This window comes from Brevibacillus choshinensis, from assembly GCF_001420695.1.
Taxonomy (GTDB): Bacteria; Bacillota; Bacilli; order Brevibacillales; family Brevibacillaceae; genus Brevibacillus; species Brevibacillus choshinensis.
The window spans coordinates 1,874,444-1,892,271 of sequence record NZ_LJJB01000007.1; the positions used below are offsets into that span (position 1 = coordinate 1,874,444).

Below are 17,828 nucleotides of genomic sequence, written 5' to 3' on the forward strand. Positions count from 1 at the left end.
CCAAGGATAGGAGGAATCAGGTATGACAGAGCATTTGCTACAAGTAGAAAACCTCCGGGTACATTTCAAAACGTACGGGGGAGAAGTACAAGCAGTACGGGGCGTCACATTTCATGTCGATCGTGGAGAGACGCTGGCCGTGGTTGGAGAGAGCGGCTGCGGGAAAAGCGTGACCGCGCAGGCCATCATGGGATTAATCCCGAATCCGCCAGGCCGTATTGTAGACGGACAAATTCGCTTCGACGGCAAAAAAATCACCGGCATGACCAAGAAAGAACTGCTTTCGCTAAGGGGATCCGAAATCGGGATGATCTTTCAAGACCCGATGACCGCGCTGAATCCGACCATGAAGGTAGGTTCGCAAATCGTCGAAGGATTTGTGCGTACACATAACGTTTCCAAGGAAGAAGCTCGCAAAAAGGCGATGGAAATGCTGCGTCTGGTCGGTATTCCTGATCCGGAGAAACGGGTGGAGCAATATCCGCATGAATTTTCCGGCGGGATGCGCCAACGTGTAGTTATTGCCATTGCGCTAGCGAATAACCCCAAGCTGGTGATCGCAGATGAGCCGACGACTGCACTTGATGTAACTATTCAGGCGCAAATCCTGGATTTATTACGAGAGCTGCAGGAAAAACAGCAGCTTTCCATCGTGATGATCACTCATGATCTAGGCGTCGTGGCAGAAATCGCTCACCGGGCTGTAGTCATGTATGCTGGAATTGTGGTCGAAACAGGCAAGGTTGATGACATTTTCGCCAATCCCAAGCATCCATACACATGGGGATTGATGCGTTCTCTGCCGCGGATTGACGGGGTGGAAAAAGAACGTTTAGTGCCCATTGAGGGTACACCTCCAGATTTGTTTCATCCGCCAAAAGGCTGCCCGTTTGCTCCGCGTTGCCAGTTTGCGATGGAAATTTGCGAACAGCAAATGCCTGACGCTTCCGATTTCGGGAACAGTCACCAAGCAGCTTGCTGGCTGCATGATTCACGGGCACCGAAGCTGGAGGAACTGGTAGCAGCAGGGAGGCAGATAAGATGAGCGACGCTTTGGTTGAGGTAAAGAATCTGAAGAAGCATTTTGATATCGGCAACGGGATACAAGTAAAGGCAGTTGACGGTGTTACGTTTGCCATTAATCAGGGGGAGACTCTAGGTCTTGTAGGAGAGAGCGGCTGCGGAAAATCCACGTTGGGCAGAACGATGATTCGCCTGTATGAACATACGGATGGCGAGGTTCTGTTCAAAGGGAAAAATGCGCATCAGCTGAAGGGAAAAGATGCAGCGCAGTTCCATCGCGTCGTGCAAATGATCTTTCAGGACCCTCAAGCGAGTCTCAATCCACGCATGACCGTCATGGATATTATCGCGGAGGGCTTGGATATTCACGGCTTATCGCGCGGTGCTAGAGCGGATCGAGTGAAAGAACTGCTGGAGCTCGTCGGCCTCTCCAAGCAGCATGCCAGTCGTTTCCCCCATGAATTCAGCGGAGGTCAACGACAGCGGATCGGAATCGCGCGAGCTCTCGCGGTAGAACCAGAGTTTATCATTGCCGACGAGCCGATTTCCGCTCTCGATGTGTCAATCCAGGCGCAGGTCGTCAACCTGCTCGAGGATTTGCAGCAGGACAAAGGTCTGACTTATTTATTCATCGCCCACGACTTGTCGATGGTCAAACATATATCTACGAAGATCGGTGTCATGTACCTGGGGAAAATGGTGGAAATGGCTGAAAGCTACGAGCTTTATGCGAAACCGCTTCATCCTTATACGCAAGCATTGCTGTCTTCGATCCCGATACCTGATCCTACGATCAAGAGGGAGCGCATCATTTTACAAGGTGATTTGCCGAGCCCAGCCAATGCACCAAGCGGCTGTGTATTCCGGACACGCTGTCCTAAGGCCATGGAGCAATGCTCATTACAAGTGCCCGATTGGATTGAAGCCGCACCGAATCATTGGGTCGCGTGCCATCTCTATCAGTAGTTCGATTTATATCTTAATATAGGGGGAAACATTGTGAAGAAATTTGCTGCCTTTGCTCTTTCTCTATCGCTCATGGTACCGGCGCTTGCTGCTTGCGGCGGCGGTGGAGGAACAGCATCTAACGGAGGATCCGCTACAAGCACTCCAGGTGGAGCTGTAAAACAAGAAGTCGTATTCAACGCCAAGTCGGAGCCACCTGACTTGAATCCACTCACCTCAACGGATACCACTTCTTTCTGGATCATGGATCACTTGGGTGAAGGTTTGTACACCAAGGATAAAGACGGCAATCCGGTTTTGGGAACGGCAAAAGAAGTGAAGCTGTCCGATGACAAGCTGAAGTACATATTTATCCTGCGTGACGATGCCAAGTGGAACAATGGCGAGCCAGTCACGGCTGAAGATTTCGCCTATACCTTCATGAAGCATATCGATCCAGCCACTGCTTCCACGACCGCGTATCTTCTCTACTATATCAAGGGGGCAGAGGCATACAATAAAGGGAACGGAAAAGCTGAAGACGTAGGAATCAAGGCAGTGGATGCGAAAACGCTTGAAATCGAGCTGGTAGCACCTACCTCCTACTTCGACAAAATGCTGGCTACCCGTTACTGGCATCCGATCAACAAAAAACAAGCGGAAGCCAATCCGAAATGGGCAGCAAACGCTGACACGTACATTTCCAATGGTGCGTACAAGCTCGTTTCCTGGAAGCATGACTCTGAGCTCGCGATTGAAAAGAACGAAAACTACTGGAACAAAAACGATGTGAAAATGGAGAAGATCACCTGGAAGATGGTGAACGATGCCACAACCTCCTATCAAATGTACAAAAGCGGTGAGCTTGACTTCAACAAAGAGATGCCTTCTGACATCCTTGGTCAAGAAAAATCAAGTCCAGACTTCAAATCCGTACCTTACTACGGAACTTACATGTACATGTTCAACGTAACAAAAGAGCCTTTTACCAACAAAAAGGTTCGCCGCGCATTCGCGATGGCTATCGATCGCAAAGCGCTGACTGAGATGGTTAGCCAAGGTGGAGAAACACCTGCATACTCCATGGTACCGCGTGGAGCCGTAACGCCAACCGGAAAAGACTTCCGCGAAGAAGGCGGCGACTATTTCAAGGAAGATGCTGCTGAAGCGAAGAAGCTGTTGGCAGAGGGCATGCAAGAAGCAGGCTGGTCTACGCTGCCTGAAGTGACCCTCATGTACAATACCGATGAAGGCCACAAGAAAATTGCCCAAGCTCTCCAAGAAATGCTGAAGAAAAACCTGGGCGTAGAAGTGAAAATGACCAACCAAGAATGGAAAGTGTACCTCGATACCACAAAACAAAAGAACTACCAAATGGGCCGCATGGGTTGGGTAGGTCAAATAAGTGACCCGGCGTTTAACCTCGATTACTATTTGGGTGACAGCCCGAATAACCGTACAGGTTGGGTGAACAAAGAGTATGACGCATTGAATATGGCGGCAAAAGTTGAGCAAGATCCGAATAAGCGTTTTGAAATGCTGCATAAAGCGGAAGAAATTTTGATGGATGACATGCCGTTCATTCCAATCTATCATTATCAACAAAACTATCTGGTAAAACCAGGTCTCGAAGGTCTGACTTATCCAGTCAATGCGTTCCCAAGCGCTCGCTGGGCAACGAAAAAATAGAGAAAAGAGGAGCTTCTCCTCTTTTTCTTTTTACCCACTACGGGTCTGATGTCAGCTAAGGTTTCTCACATACATACGCAATACACCCAAAGGAAGGATGATTTCTCATGATCATGGACTATCTGCAAGTAAAATCAGCCTATCAGATGAAGGTGGTACCGCAAAAAAGAGAGATTACCTTTTTAAGCAAGCAAACAGGCATTGCCCAATTATGGCGGTGGAATGAACAATGGCAGACCTCGGAGCAAGTGACATTTTTGCCCGACAGGGTCGTAGAGGTAGAGCACTCGCCATGCGGAACCAAGACGCTCGTCGGTATGGACAACAAAGGCGACGAACGCCAGCAGTTTTTCTTGTTAAAGGACAACGGGGCTGTCGTCAAGCCGCTGACAGATGCGCCCGAATATTTTCACTACTTTGGCGGATGGTCTTCTTGCGGGGAAAAGATTGCCTGGTCCAGCAACCGCCGCCACCCGCGCTGCTTTGATATTTTTGTTCAGGACGTAGAGAGCGGCGTCTATGAAGAGGTCTATCGCTACGACGGACGATGCGATCCGATCGGGTGGCTGCCAAATGGGACCGGACTGATTTTTAGCGTTCAAGAAACAAACATCGACAATGCCCTCTATCTGTTGGATTTGCGAACGAAACAAGCAGAAAAGCTGTTGATTTGCGAAAAGCAGGCGCGATTTCATTCGTTGCAACTGACGAAAGATGGTCAAGTTGGGTTTGTGGTGACGGATCGCGACGACAATACGATGGCGCTCTGCAGATTCTCTCTTTCGGATGGGGCGATGGAGAAATTTGCGCATGTCGAGAAGTGGGACATCGAGGAAGTAAAATTATCGCCTGATGAGTCGTGGCTCGCTTTCACTATCAATGAAGGTGGCCGTTCCACCCTTGCCCTCTATTCTTTGGCAGACCACCGTTGGGAAAATGCGGAGGGAGTACCGAGCGGGGTCATACAGTCAGTGTCGTGGCTTACTGAAGACCAGCTCGCTTTCACGCTGAAGAGCCCTATATTGCCAGGAGATGTTTGGACATACACGCTAAGTGAAAAATCCAGCACCCGAGTGACCAGTATTGGTCGAGCTGAAGCAATCGAAGAAACGCTGGTAGACCCGGAAATGTGCACGTTTACATCATTTGATGGTCTGGAAGTACCATATTTCCTCTATGCCAAAGAAAAAACAGGAAAAAACCCTGTGGTAGTCTATGTACACGGAGGTCCCGAAAGTCAAATACGCGCAGAGTATCATCCCGTGTTTCAATACTTGGCGAATCAAGGCTTTACCGTTGTAGCGCCTAACGTTCGCGGCAGCATGGGTTACGGTCGCCAGTACGTGCAGCTGGATGATCGCCGAAAACGGATGGATTCTGTCGCCGATCTGGCGTGGCTGGTCAAGGATTTGTCCAAGAAGGAGACGGTTGATCCCGAAGCAATCGGCATTATGGGGCGCAGCTATGGGGGCTTCATGGTATTGGCCGCTCTCACACATTATCCGGACCTGTGGGCAGCGGGCGTTGATATCGTGGGGATCTCCCATTTCCGTACATTCCTTGAGAACACCGGGGAATGGAGAAGGAAGCTGCGCGAGGTGGAATACGGGTATTTGGGCGAAGACAATGACTTCTTCGAAGATATTGCACCGTTGAATCATTCCGACAAAATCAAGGCGCCGCTTCTTGTCTTTCACGGACGAAATGATACCCGCGTACCAGTCAGTGAAGCGGAACAGCTTGTGGCAGACATGAAGTATAGAGGCCAGCAGGTGGATTTGCACATCTTTGAGGATGAAGGCCATTTTACGGAAAAGCTGGATAACCACATTACGTTAAATCAGAAAATTACCCAATTCTTTTTATATCATCTAAACCATTCCAAAAGTGAGAAGGAGTGATTGGCATGACCAATACAAGACGGGGTATGACGGCAGAAGATTTGTATCAAATTCGGTATGTGAGCGATCCACAGATTTCACCGGACGGAAAAACGGTGGTTTACATAGAAACGATGATTGATGATGACCGTAAGTATCGCAATCACCTCTTCTTGCGTCGTTTCGAAGATGAGCAGGCAAGCGCACTGACAGACGGCTCTGTTCGTGACACATACCCACGTTGGTCCCCGGATGGTTCGCAGATCTCTTTCGTTTCCAATCGTTCGGGCAAAGCGCAAATTTGGCTGATCGATGCCAAGGGAGGAGAGGCACGTCAGCTCACTCATTGCAAAACAGGTGTGAGTAATCCCACCTGGGCCCCAGATGGAAAACACATCGTTTTTTCTTCCCAGTTGGATGCTGGTGATACGTTTGCAGATCAAGAGGGCGAAGAGACGACTGGAAATAAAGAAACCCCAAAAGCGATTACAGTTGAGCGCATGAAGTACAAATCCGACGACAACGGCTTTATTTACGAGAAAAACAGACATCTTGCTGTTGTTCATGTGGAGACAGGGGAAATCACCCAGATAACAGAAGGAGCCTACAATCATACGATTGGCTCTTGGTCCCCAGATGGAAAATGGCTGGCGATTACGGCGAGCCGTACAGAGAATCCCGACTTTCAGCACAGTATTGATGTGTACCTCATTCCGTTTGCAGGTGGAGAATGGAAGAAGCTGACGAACAGCAGAGGAATCTTTTTCTATCCCACCTGGTCAGCTGACGGCAAAAAACTCGCCTTTATCGGAAGTGAATCAGATACGCACTTGAACGCGACGCAAAAGAGAGTTTGGGTGTACGATTTGGAACGTGGTGAAAAGTCTTGCATTACGTCTGATTGGGACGCTCAAGTAGCCGATTCTACCATTGGCGACGTACGCTCCCCCGGACACCCGAATCCTGGTCCTATCTGGAGCGAGGATGGAAATGCGATGTACGTGATCGCAAGCGAAAGAGGAAATTCCGGGATCTATCGCGTGTCCTTGAGTGGTCATGTGACCAGCGTAGTGGGCGGCGATCGCAATATTTACGGCTTTTCCCTCCACGAAAAAGAGCAAACGTTGGTGGCAGTGATCAGCGATCCATTTATCCCTGGAGACATGTATCAGGTGCACCTTACCAGTGGGGAAGAATCACGCTTGACTGCGGTCAATCACGAGCTGTTTTCGGGTTTGGAGCTGTCCATCCCCGAAGAAATTGAATTCGAAGCGCAAGATGGCTGGAAAGTGCATGGCTGGATGCTCAAGCCGGTTGGCTATCAGCCCGGTAAAAAGTATCCGATGGTTCTGCAAATTCACGGTGGCCCACACTCTATGTACGGAAATACGTTTTTCCATGAGTTCCATATACTAGCAAATCAAGGCTATGCCGTCCTCTATACCAACCCACGGGGAAGCTTCGGTTATGGTGAACGTTTTGTTCAGGCGTGCTGCGGGGATTACGGTGGCAAAGATTACGGCGATCTGATGAGTGCAGTTGAATACGCGTGCCGTCATTTTGATTTCGTGGACGAAAATCGTCTGGGAGTTGCCGGCGGCAGCTACGGCGGCTTCATGACGAACTGGATCGTTGGACAGACCAACAAATTCAAAGCGGCGGTGACAGATCGTAGTATATGCAACTGGGTGAGCTTTTACGGAGTAAGCGATATCGGCTACTACTTCAGTGCAGAGGAGATTCAGGCGAATCCCTTCACCAATCCGGAAAAAATGTGGCAGCACTCCCCAATTCGTCTCGTAGCCAATATCGAGACGCCTCTTTTGATCATGCACGGCGAACAGGATCATCGTTGCCCGATCGAACAGGCAGAGCAGCTCTATATTACCTTAAAGCATCAAGAAAAAGGCCCAGTGTCGTTCGTTCGCTTCCCGGGCGCCAGCCATGAACTGTCCCGCAGCGGAGATCCTGAGCAGCGTGTATTGAGATTGCAGTACACAGCGGATTGGTTTGCAGCGTACATGGACTCGCAGGTGAAAGTGGCATCTGAATAAACGGCCAATAGGAGGAGAGCAATCATGAACAAAGTACAAGTCGTAAGCTATGTGCAGGAAAGTCTGCCGGAAGCAATCGAAAAGCTGAAGAAATATTTGAGTTTTCCTACAGTGTCCGCACAACATAAGGCGATTCCGGAAACGGTTGATTATGTAGCGCATATGATTCATGAGGTTGGCGGTGAGACACAAGTACTCGATGACCTTGGCGGAAATCCTGTCATTTATGCGTGTTTTGCAGCAGGCACTGAAGGGGACGCTAGTAAGACCTTGCTCTATTACAACCATTACGATGTCCAGCCGCCGGAGCCTTTCAACGAGTGGAATACAGAGCCGTTCGATCCAACCGTGATCGATGGAAAGCTCTATGCCCGCGGTGCTGCAGACAATAAAGGGGACCTCGTCGCCCGTTTGACTGCGATTCAGATTCTCCAACAGAAAAAGGGCGGGCTGCCTTGCAACATTAAATTCCTAATTGAAGGGGAAGAAGAAATCGGAAGCCCGAACTTGGAGCCTTACCTTCGAAAATACAAAGAGCTGTTCGCAGCGGATGCATGCATTTGGGAATTCGGCGGCAAGGATGAGGCAGAGCATATCAGCATGGTTGCCGGAATTAAAGGAATGGCCTATCTGGAGCTTACTTGCGTTGGCGCAGACATCGATATGCACTCTTCGGTAGGAGCGTATGTAGATAACGCTGCATGGCGCTTGGTTCAGGCCCTGGCATCCATGAAAAATCAACAAAATGAGATTTTGGTAGAAGGCTTCTTTGACGGAATTGAGGAACCGACAGAGGATGAAAAGAAAGTCGTTTCCGAATTGCCCTTCAGCGAAGAGGCAACTGCCCAGTTGTACGGTTTGAAGCGTCCTTTGATTACAGAGGCAAAAGGTGTAGATCCACGGGAAGCGATGGTGTTCCACCCGACCATGACGATATGCGGGTTGGACAGCGGCTATACGGGAGAAGGCGCCAAGACAGTCTTGCCGAAGAATGCAAAAGCCAAGGTGGATTGCCGTTTGGTACCAGGTCAAGATCCGCAGCACATCTTGAAGTGCATCGAGAATCATTTGGCCAAGCATGGCTTTACAGATATTTCGGTTACCATGATTAACGGTCAAAAAGCGTATCGCTCCGATTTCCATCATCCTTTTGTCGCTCATGTGCTAGATTCAGCTCGCGATATCTATGATAAGGAACCGGTTCTCGCTCCAAACGCGGCAGGAACTGGACCGATGTTCATCTTCGGGGAAGAGCTCAAACTGCCTGTAGTCAGCACAGGTGTGGGCTGGGTAGGTTGCAAAGTGCACGCTCCGAATGAATCCATTCGTCTGAAGGATTTTGAAGATGGCATCGCTCACATGGTGGTCATGCTCTCCGGTTTTGCCAACGCGCTGTCGGCGCAGGAAAAAGAAATTGAAGCGTAGGGAATTCCGATCCCAAAATGGAGGCCTTGTCAGATGCAGGGTCTCCTTTTCCTATTTGATTGTTTTTAGCAGCAGTTAGGGACCATCCAATATTCAATTATATGAAGCTATTAGGAATGAAGCTGCAGACTGCCTGCATCACTAATTTACTTTACGATGATGATCACGGCGAAGAAAAGTTACTGTTTTTTGAACAGTCAGCTTCAATATCTTTCGATGGGAAATCCTTTTTTGATCTTATTTATTAAGACGCTAAGGCTAAAAATGTTGAAATAGATCTGAGCTGCAAAGTTATCCCTTCAAATATTAAGCTTGTTACATAACAAACAATTGAACAGAATTACCGACAGAATATGCAAAGGACTTGGCTGGAGCGGGGAAGAGAAGGTGACTCCTCATGGATTTCGGACCAGCATCGCAGCAATTTTAGACGAACGGAGGAATATCAGTCTAGATGCAATTAAATACCTTTTAGGTCACAGGAATCAAGAAAACATTCATTATTACTTACGGAGAGATCAGAGGAAGATTAATCAGTTACGACAAGAATTAACGAAGATTGAGGAAGAACTGGACAGTAGCTTACATAACGATATTATGGTTAAAAACAATAATGTAATGAATTCGCTAGAAGAAGGGAGTAGCATAGCGAAGGAAGTAATGTTTTCGTCAATAACGGAAGATGTATTGATAAAACTGTTAGAATCCTATCCCAAACTAGCATAACACTTATCGAAAAAGGAATTGTTCAAGATGATCAAGAAGCTCAGAAAAAATAAAAGTTTTAATCCTATTAACAAATTAAATGTTACAAAATTTAAATCAAATTAAATTTCAGTTTATGAAAATGCTATTTCATGAACTGAAACGAAAAATGATAAACCTCCTCTCTATCGAGATACCACTTATAGAGAAGAGGTTTTTTTTGGACAAGGGATTGGACGGATTGCTTGCTTCTTGAATGGTGATGCTTTCGAATCACCAACTGGCAACGGTTTCGGCATCGTCTACCCTGAAGGAACGATTGCATACGAACGGTATGGTTCCCAGCCATTGTGGACTGCAGAAATTTGGTAAGGTCAATGGGAATTTCTGATTTTTGGTTTATTATTAGTATTGAAGAACAAGCGCGTGCCTAAGGGTATACTCTTTATTACTTACCAATGCTCATATGCATTTAGGAGATTTACCTTAGAATTTTTACGCGGTGATACACCTCGATATCTATTCAATTGGTCTACAGCTCAATCGGACCAGTATTGAGGTAATAGTTATTATGCACACAATTTTAGCTTACCTGGTAAAACGCGATCGTGTCAGTAAAACGTCCGAGATAAATGCATAAGAACAAGAGTATCGTTTCATTCGAACGACTGAGAGGTGCTACAAGTGTCCACCATTCTTATTGTTGATGATGAGCCGCAAATCCTTGAAATTCTGTCTTCTTATTTGAGAAAGGAAGGGTACCACGTTATCACGGCAGAAGACGGTAGGCAAGCACTGGAATGTGCGGCCACCTATCCAATTAGTCTTATCATCCTCGATCTAATGTTGCCAGACATGACCGGTGAAAATGTATGCAGGGAAATTCGTAAAGCTTCAAGAGTGCCGATCTTGATGTTGACGGCCAAAAGTGGGGAGGCCGACAGAATCACCGGGTTAGAGATTGGGGCAGATGATTATATTGTAAAACCGTTTAGTCCTCGTGAGTTAGTAGCGAGGGTTAGGGCCATATTGAGGAGAATAGGGGAGTATCAGGTATTGAGCGACCTTATCGGAATGGGTGACTTGATGATATCATTACGTGAGAAAAACGTTACAAAGAAGGGGCAAGCTGTAGAAATGACACCCAATGAGTTTCGCTTGCTTACCACCTTGGTACGTCACCCTGGCCGAACATGGTCTCGTGATGAATTGGTGGAGGAAGTACTTGGAATGGACTTCATTGGAAGTGACCGAACGATTGACACGCACATTAAAAACTTGCGTCAAAAACTTGAAGACGATCCAAAAGAACCAAAGTACATTAAAACAGTGTACGGATTGGGTTACCGCTTTGACAATCCCGCCAAGAATGGGGGATAACAGATGAAGAGCATATGGATGAGACTGGCGCTTGCCTTAATGGCTGTTAGCGCCAGTGGCATTCTTATATCTACGATTCTCTCCATCAAAGAGATGAATTATCATTTTTCACTTTATGTGAGTGATGTAAATCAACAGCACCAGCAAGATCTCCTCGACATCCTTCAGAGTGAGTATCAACGGGGACAAGGATGGAACGATCGAACTCAGTTGAAACTGGAATCAGCTTCACGAGTACTCGGATTGCAAATTGCTCTGTTTGATAATGAGAGAAAACTCATACGAACGTTTGGGAAAACGGTTAGTTCAGCTTTTACGAGTAAAGAAGACATGATCCCTATAAGGGAACAGGGAATTACGGTAGGGTACATCGACATCCAGTATGACAACTCTAATGCAATGTCCTTGGAGGAACACTTTCAGATTGCTCATACAAATGCAATGCAGTGGACGATGATTGCATTGCTTCTACTGGTATGTATCGCTAGCATATTCATCGCTAAACGTATAGCCAAGCCAATCGTTAATATTAGTGACGCTGCCCAAACTGTTTCAAAAGGGGATCTGTCTGTACGGGTAGCCCTTCCTCAAGGTAAAGACGAGCTGTCCGGTTTGGTCCAATCGTTTAATAATCTAGTTGAAAACCTCCAAAGACAAGAGGAACTGAGGAAACGACTCACTTCTGATATCGCCCACGAGTTGCGAACGCCATTAAATACATTACTTGCACAAACGGAAGGCATGCTGGATGGGATTTGGGAAGCGTCCCCAGAGCATCTAGAGGCTACTCGTTCCGAAGTGCTGCGACTCATCAGGATCGTAAACGATTTGGACCAAGTGATTCAAGCGGAAGCCGGGGCATTGAATATCTCTCAAGAAGTAATAAATCTGAGCCAGGTTGTTGAAAACATTGTGGGTTCAATGACAGCAGCATTTCAGCTTCAGGGGATACATATAACGAGTCAACTGAAAACTGCGGGGTGGATTACAGGCGATAAACAAAGAATAGCTCAAGTAGTTTCAAATTTGATTACAAATTCTTTGAAGCATAGCAAAAAAGGTGGTAAGGTCATTGTTTCTGTTGAAAAAAAAGGGGAAATCATTGAGGTTAAGGTAATAGATAGTGGAACCGGTATATCATCGGATGATTTGCCATTTGTATTTGAACGATTTTATCGAGGAGATCGTTCTCGTAACAGGGAAAAAGGCGGAACGGGTCTCGGTTTGACCATTGTGAAGGGAATTGTTGAGGCACATCAAGGTAATATAACTATCGAAAGTGAAGTAGGTAAGGGAACAACGGTAACATTAAGGTTCCCTGTGACTGAGAGTAGCTCACAAAATTAAGTAGGTCAGGAGATAAGGACCAGCCACCCACGATGAACGGTATCACGAAAATGATGGATGCGGTGAATTCATCCGAGGGACAAGAAATGATGAAGATATGCAGCAAGTCATGTATTTCAATCATGAACGTACCATTTTGCGTCAGGAATAGATTGTTTCAGTCTTTTTCACATACTGTACCATGACAGTCGACACGGGCATGGATAAATCCTTTACCGCTCCTTTTGTTGACACCGTATTTGTTTAATTACGCTCATTATTCATATAACGATTACGGAGCCACTTACTATTATTATGGTGTTATCCCCGTGGTTTTCCTCCATATCCGGCTCCGTAAAGAGAGTACTATTGAAAAAGAGCTAGTGACTTTGACGAATAGCTCTTATTCCACTTCAAACAAGTAAAAAAAGGGTAGGAACGATTGTTCCTACCCTTTTCTCATTCTGTTACTCTGGCATATTATTCACGCTTGGATCGATGGTAAAGTCAGGTTTGAAACCTTCGTATTTCACTTCGCTCATCATACCCTGCGAAGCATGCCCCAGATCATGACAGTGGAACATCCAGTTCCCTGGATTGTCAGCCTTGAAGGCAACGACATATTCCTCTCCGGGGAGAATGTTAAGCGTATCTTTCACCAACGGAGAACCGGAAATAGGTTTCCCGTTTTTACTCAATACCTGGAAGAAGTGACCATGCAGATGCATTGGGTGAATGTCCTTTGGAGAGTTGTTTACCATTTTGACTTTCACCAAGTCACCTTCTTTCACGTTGAGAGGAGGTGTGTCCGGGAACGTCTTACCATTGATCGTGAAGGCCATCTTTCCGTTGCTCATATTCGTATTTAAATCCATCGCATACTCAATGTCATATTTATCATCCAGAGAGAAGTTACCTTTTGCGGCTTCACCGTATTTTGTGATATCCACCAGGGGCAGTTCACCCGTATCCGATTTCGGAGAAGCATTCTCAGAACCTTCATAGACGATTGGAACTGCTAGAGATTTTGCTCCCGGATTCGTACTGTGTTCATCCAGCAACCACTTGCCAGGGTTATTTGCGACAAACTCGATATCATAACGCTCACCCGGAGCGATGTTCAGCAATTGCCCGTTAACCAAAGGTGGGTTGTTAATCGGTTGACCATCTGTTGAAACGATCTTAAAATCATGGCCAGGCAAATGTATTTTGTGAGAGAGGTAGCCCGCGTTTACCAGACGGATTCTCACTTTTTCTCCCTCTTTTACTTTTAGAGGTTGTATGGCAGAACCTGTCTTCCCGTTTGCAGAAAAGATCTTGTACATCAGCGGCATCATTTCGGCATCGCTCATATTGCTCATGTCCGTACTGGTGTTGTTAGTGCTAGTTCCGTGGTTCATGCTGCTCATATCCGTGCTAGAGTTAGTAGTACTGCTTCCGTGGTTCATGTTATTCATATTCATATTTGAGTGACTGGAGTTACTAGCATTATTATCCGTTCCTGTTCCACCACCACCGTGCATATCGGCCATGCTATCATCTTGCATCCATTCATCCAAGACAAGCGTGAAGTCTTTGTCAACTGGTTCGGCATTCTTAGGCTCTACTACAATTGATCCATACAGACCTTTGTCAACTTGGTCAACGCTGTTTTGGTGCGAGTGATACCAGTAAGTCCCCGGTACATCCACCTTAAATTGATACGTGAAACTCTCTCTCGGTTTAACTGCGTTTTGCGTTACACCTGGTATTCCGTCCATATTGTTTGGAACAGGCAATCCATGCCAGTGAATCGTAACGGGCTCTGGCAGTTCGTTGTTCAAAAAAACCTTTATCGTTTCACCTTGTTTGACGCGCAACTGCGGACCAGGCACGGTTCCGTTATAGGTCCAGGCTGTTTTCATGGTGTTGTCATCAAGATGCAGCATACTTTCTTTTGCTGTTAGCGTAAAAGTGTTGCCTGTAAGAACTTCAAATGCTGAATCTGCAGAGGCAGACATTTGCTTGGGCTGTTCAGTATTTTCAGAACTCATAGAGCCCATTTTTGACATATCATGGCCTTGCATATTATTTTGGGTATTATTCGAACAAGCAGACAACACTAAAACACCCGTTAAAACGATCGGAAGTGCCATCCACTTTTTCATTCGTTTCTTGTTGGTCATTTTTGAATCCTCCTTTACGACTTCTAGGTGAAGAATAGCATACGATTGTGAAGAAAAGATGGAGATGGACTGAGGAACTACCTGTGGGTATACGTAGATTTAATGCAAGGCAAGAATGTACAAGAGATGGATCCCATGTGGTAAATGTGTCAAAGTACTCGGGGAAGGAAAAGTCCTTAAAGCGAAGGAAAAGTAAAACCATAGGTAGGTAACAAAAGAAAAGATATAAAAAAATTTAGGTATTGAATACCCTACAGGGGTATAGTAATATGTGATTAGAAAGAGGTCTGGATTTTCTTGGAGATGTCGGCCTAATCAACAACACAACCATGGTCAAAGAGGCGAATGAAAACAGTGCAAGCCTGAAGATCGAGGGGATCGCCTGTGCATCCCGTGCGATTCGAATTGAAAAAGGGTAAGGCAAGTTGGAAGGTGTCAAGCAGGTAAAAGTAAATTACGCATTGGAAAAATCGGAATCCCGGTTGCTGCTATAGATTTATTGGCACCTTGGGTTGCAGGGGCTGCAATGCCATTTAGTTCTGTATCTGTTGTTCTTAATGCGCTGCGTCTCAAGCGTTTGAAGATTAGATACGCGTTCCAGGCTAATGAAGCAGACTGTAATCCAAGATTAAAATTAATCCATTAAAAAGGAGAGAGAAAAATGTCTATTACACTAAACGTTCAAGGAATGTCCTGCAACCACTGCGTAAACTCCATTGAAGGGGCTCTTAATAAACTTGAAGGTGTTAGCACAGCAAAAGTTTCCCTTGAGGATAATCAGGTTAGCGTTACCTTTGATGAATCCGTTGTTTCTCTTGATAAAGTAAAGGAAACAATCGAAGATCAGGGATACGATGTCGTCTAAGGTAGTTTATGTGAGAAAGGCTGCGGTTAAAAATCGTAGCTTTTCTTTGAAGTGATAGATTTCAGAATGTTTTAAAAATAGAGTTGGACATGATATGGCAAATTGTTGTCACATCACCATTGAAACAGATTCTCCAGGAACATTGTGTCCATCATGCTATCAAAGTGGTAAGGGTGTAAAGGTAATCACATTGAAATCCTCAGTATCGCTAGCAAAGTTACATCCCAAACTGAATTATTCTTTTTGTTTATCCTCCCATTGTGAAGTGGTGTATTACTGTGAATTGAACACATTTCGTACCCAAGATCTTAAAGTGCCTGTATTCCAAAAGGATACCGGATCAGAAGTGCCAGTTTGTTACTGTTTTGGATTGTCGAGAGCAAGTTTGATCTCAGTAGTAACAGCCAACCCTATTGATTTTATTCGTGAACAGATTAAAGAGAATCGTTGTAGTTATGAAGTAAATAATCCTCAAGGGGCATGTTGCTTAGGGAACGTATCGCTTGTGGTTCAACAAATGGGCAAGAAATAAGGGATTTCATTTTGTGGTCGGGGGAGGAAATATCCATGAATCGTGTAACATTTGCTGTCAGTCCTGAAATTCGAGTAGGAGGAACTGTTTTTACTCCAAAAGATATGATTGCAATTGGACAAATTGTCGGTGATGATGCGCAAATTGAACTTACTACCTTTCAACAATTAATCGTTGAGATGAACGAAGAAAAGTCTGAAGAGGCTAAAAAGGCGTTACGTGACAAAGGGTTATGCGTGTACGAAACGGGTTCTGTAGTGAAAAACTTGTCTGTTTGCACTTTTTGTAAAGGAGCTGAAGAAGAGGGGCTGTTAGCAGCAAGAAACCTGAACGATTCTATTGTAGGGATGACAGTACCTTTTACAATGCGAGTAGGCTATACGGGTTGCCCAAATGCATGTGGTGAACCTCTTGTCAAAGATATCGGAATCGTTAAACGAAAGGAAACGTTTGAAATTTACCTTGGTGGCCAAACCAAAACATTGGAGGCAAAGACGGCAGAATTGTTGATAGATCAGGTTAAGGAAGAAGATCTGTCTCCGATTGTAAAAAGCGTTGTTATTTTGTATCAGGAAAAAGGGAAAAAGAGGGAGAAGTTTTTCAAATTTGTGGAGAGATATGGAATAGAGAACATTCGTAAAGATTTGGGGTTGTCTTCTTAAATAATAAACAGGGGGAAATAACCTTAACTTCCCCCTTACTATTAATGTGCAGTAGATAGATACTCTTCAAATACTTCAGAAAAAGCTTCAACCGAATTGTACCCCTCATCAATTGAATTTTCTATGCCTCCAATCTCCAATAAAATACTGTTGGGCGAGACAGACTGATTGTATTCTCCGTCCCCACCATCTTCGCCTTTATCGATGATTCCACGGGAAAGGCCAGGGTATATACCTTCCATGATGTTCTGGAGTTCTTCCGCAAACTCTCTATTTTTGTCACTATGCTTACTGGAAGCACCAACTACGAAAAAAATTCTTGCATATTCTTTGCCATTAATCGTAACAGTTGTTTTTTCGCGTGGTTTATCATCTCGATGAAGATCGAAAAAGTAACGTAAACTTTTGTTTTTCTTTTTTGCAGCTTGTATCGCTTTCAGTGACTCTTCGTAAGAATCAACATATGACTTGCCATGATCAAGTAGGTTTTGATAAAAATCATCGGTGTTGATTATTGTTCCAATGCCTTTTTCAGAAAGCTTCTCCGCCAATTTCCTTCCCATTAATGTCATATTCTTAGTTGTATGTTCCACTGATTTCGTTAATTTAGTAGGGGAGGTGATGCTAAGCCACGATTCTCGATTGTGCGTTTGATAGACAAATACTTTCTTTTTGTTGTTATCAAGTGACGCTGCAGTAGTCGCCTTCGTTATCTGCTTGTTTGTTACTTTTTCTGGTTTAATAGGATTTTTCTCGGGTTTGAATGTCGTAGCGCGCGGTTCAGCTATTTTTTCCTTCTTCAATTCAGTAATTGGATTTTCAAGATTTTGCGGTGTAATAGCAACGATGGTTTCCCAATTACCTTTAGGAGCTCCGGGTAATTCTTTGTTGAGAAGTGTATTTAGTTCTTGTGTATTTACACCTGAACTTAGTTCTACAAGGTGGCTTGCTATTTTTTTATTTGTCTCATCAATTAAAAAAAGACGTGCTCCATTGACTAATCGGTTTATTACAGTAGTTTCATTTTGTTGGAATAAGGGGGAGAGAAGCGTAATGACACTTCCATTGCTTGAACTAAAGAGAGTGAAGGCCATAAAGAAACCAAACAGAAATGACGTGAGATACCAGTACCGTTTTAGACCTAACATAATTCTCCTCCTTCCTGCTGTTCACTATT

General features: G+C 45.2%; 15 protein-coding genes. 13 read left to right on the forward strand and 2 right to left on the reverse strand.

The window, feature by feature from the left end:
- Positions 1 to 22: 22 nt before the first annotated feature.
- The 10 genes from AN963_RS08880 (at position 23) to AN963_RS08920 (ending at position 12,448) form a co-directional block, all read left to right on the forward strand.
- Positions 23 to 1,045, forward strand: a complete 1,023-nt coding sequence (locus AN963_RS08880) for an ABC transporter ATP-binding protein (RefSeq protein WP_055744124.1) — start codon at positions 23 to 25, stop codon at positions 1,043 to 1,045.
- The gene (locus AN963_RS08885; RefSeq protein ID WP_055744125.1) at positions 1,042 to 1,989 is read left to right on the forward strand and encodes an ABC transporter ATP-binding protein; all 948 of its coding nucleotides are present in this window, start codon (positions 1,042 to 1,044) and stop codon (positions 1,987 to 1,989) included. Before AN963_RS08880 ends, AN963_RS08885 begins: the two co-directional genes overlap by 4 nt.
- A gap of 33 nt (positions 1,990 to 2,022) precedes the next feature.
- The gene (locus tag AN963_RS08890; protein ID WP_055744126.1) at positions 2,023 to 3,657 is read left to right on the forward strand and encodes a peptide ABC transporter substrate-binding protein; all 1,635 of its coding nucleotides are present in this window, start codon (positions 2,023 to 2,025) and stop codon (positions 3,655 to 3,657) included.
- A gap of 107 nt (positions 3,658 to 3,764) precedes the next feature.
- The gene (locus AN963_RS08895) at positions 3,765 to 5,558 is read left to right on the forward strand and encodes a S9 family peptidase (RefSeq protein WP_055744127.1); all 1,794 of its coding nucleotides are present in this window, start codon (positions 3,765 to 3,767) and stop codon (positions 5,556 to 5,558) included.
- Between the two features lie 5 nt (positions 5,559 to 5,563).
- Positions 5,564 to 7,591 (forward strand): S9 family peptidase, encoded by a 2,028-nt coding sequence (locus AN963_RS08900; protein ID WP_055744128.1) that lies wholly within the window; start codon positions 5,564 to 5,566, stop codon positions 7,589 to 7,591.
- A 24-nt stretch (positions 7,592 to 7,615) separates the two neighbouring features.
- Positions 7,616 to 9,016 (forward strand): M20/M25/M40 family metallo-hydrolase, encoded by a 1,401-nt coding sequence (locus tag AN963_RS08905; protein ID WP_055744129.1) that lies wholly within the window; start codon positions 7,616 to 7,618, stop codon positions 9,014 to 9,016.
- Positions 9,017 to 9,346: 330 nt separating this feature from the next.
- Positions 9,347 to 9,742 (forward strand): tyrosine-type recombinase/integrase, encoded by a 396-nt coding sequence (locus AN963_RS32500; protein WP_161827260.1) that lies wholly within the window; start codon positions 9,347 to 9,349, stop codon positions 9,740 to 9,742.
- Between the two features lie 369 nt (positions 9,743 to 10,111).
- Positions 10,112 to 10,279, forward strand: coding sequence for a prolipoprotein diacylglyceryl transferase family protein (locus AN963_RS32505; protein ID WP_407922541.1), 168 nt, complete (start codon positions 10,112 to 10,114; stop codon positions 10,277 to 10,279).
- Between the two features lie 126 nt (positions 10,280 to 10,405).
- Complete coding sequence (locus tag AN963_RS08915) at positions 10,406 to 11,101, forward strand: response regulator transcription factor (RefSeq protein WP_055744131.1); 696 nt, start codon at positions 10,406 to 10,408, stop codon at positions 11,099 to 11,101.
- Between the two features lie 3 nt (positions 11,102 to 11,104).
- On the forward strand, positions 11,105 to 12,448 hold the full coding sequence (locus AN963_RS08920; protein WP_055744132.1) for a sensor histidine kinase: 1,344 nt from the start codon (positions 11,105 to 11,107) through the stop codon (positions 12,446 to 12,448).
- Positions 12,449 to 12,894: 446 nt separating this feature from the next.
- Here AN963_RS08920 and AN963_RS08925 read toward each other — a convergent pair whose 3' ends face one another.
- On the reverse strand, positions 12,895 to 14,574 hold the full coding sequence (locus AN963_RS08925) for a multicopper oxidase family protein (protein ID WP_055744515.1): 1,680 nt from the start codon (positions 14,572 to 14,574) through the stop codon (positions 12,895 to 12,897).
- A gap of 679 nt (positions 14,575 to 15,253) precedes the next feature.
- Between AN963_RS08925 and copZ the strand changes: the two genes are divergently transcribed.
- The 3 genes from copZ to AN963_RS08935 all read left to right on the forward strand — a co-directional run bounded on the left by copZ (position 15,254) and on the right by AN963_RS08935 (position 16,651).
- The gene (copZ, locus tag AN963_RS08930) at positions 15,254 to 15,457 is read left to right on the forward strand and encodes a copper chaperone CopZ (RefSeq protein WP_055744133.1); all 204 of its coding nucleotides are present in this window, start codon (positions 15,254 to 15,256) and stop codon (positions 15,455 to 15,457) included.
- A 94-nt stretch (positions 15,458 to 15,551) separates the two neighbouring features.
- Complete coding sequence (locus AN963_RS30205) at positions 15,552 to 15,989, forward strand: putative iron-sulfur cluster-binding metallochaperone (RefSeq protein WP_083496841.1); 438 nt, start codon at positions 15,552 to 15,554, stop codon at positions 15,987 to 15,989.
- Positions 15,990 to 16,024: 35 nt separating this feature from the next.
- Complete coding sequence (locus AN963_RS08935) at positions 16,025 to 16,651, forward strand: NAD(P)/FAD-dependent oxidoreductase (RefSeq protein ID WP_055744134.1); 627 nt, start codon at positions 16,025 to 16,027, stop codon at positions 16,649 to 16,651.
- Between the two features lie 41 nt (positions 16,652 to 16,692).
- On the opposite strand, the gene spoIIP is transcribed toward AN963_RS08935, so the two are convergent.
- Positions 16,693 to 17,799: a stage II sporulation protein P gene (gene spoIIP / locus AN963_RS08940; protein WP_055744135.1), complete on the reverse strand. Its 1,107-nt coding sequence runs from the start codon at positions 17,797 to 17,799 to the stop codon at positions 16,693 to 16,695.
- Positions 17,800 to 17,828 lie beyond the last annotated feature (29 nt).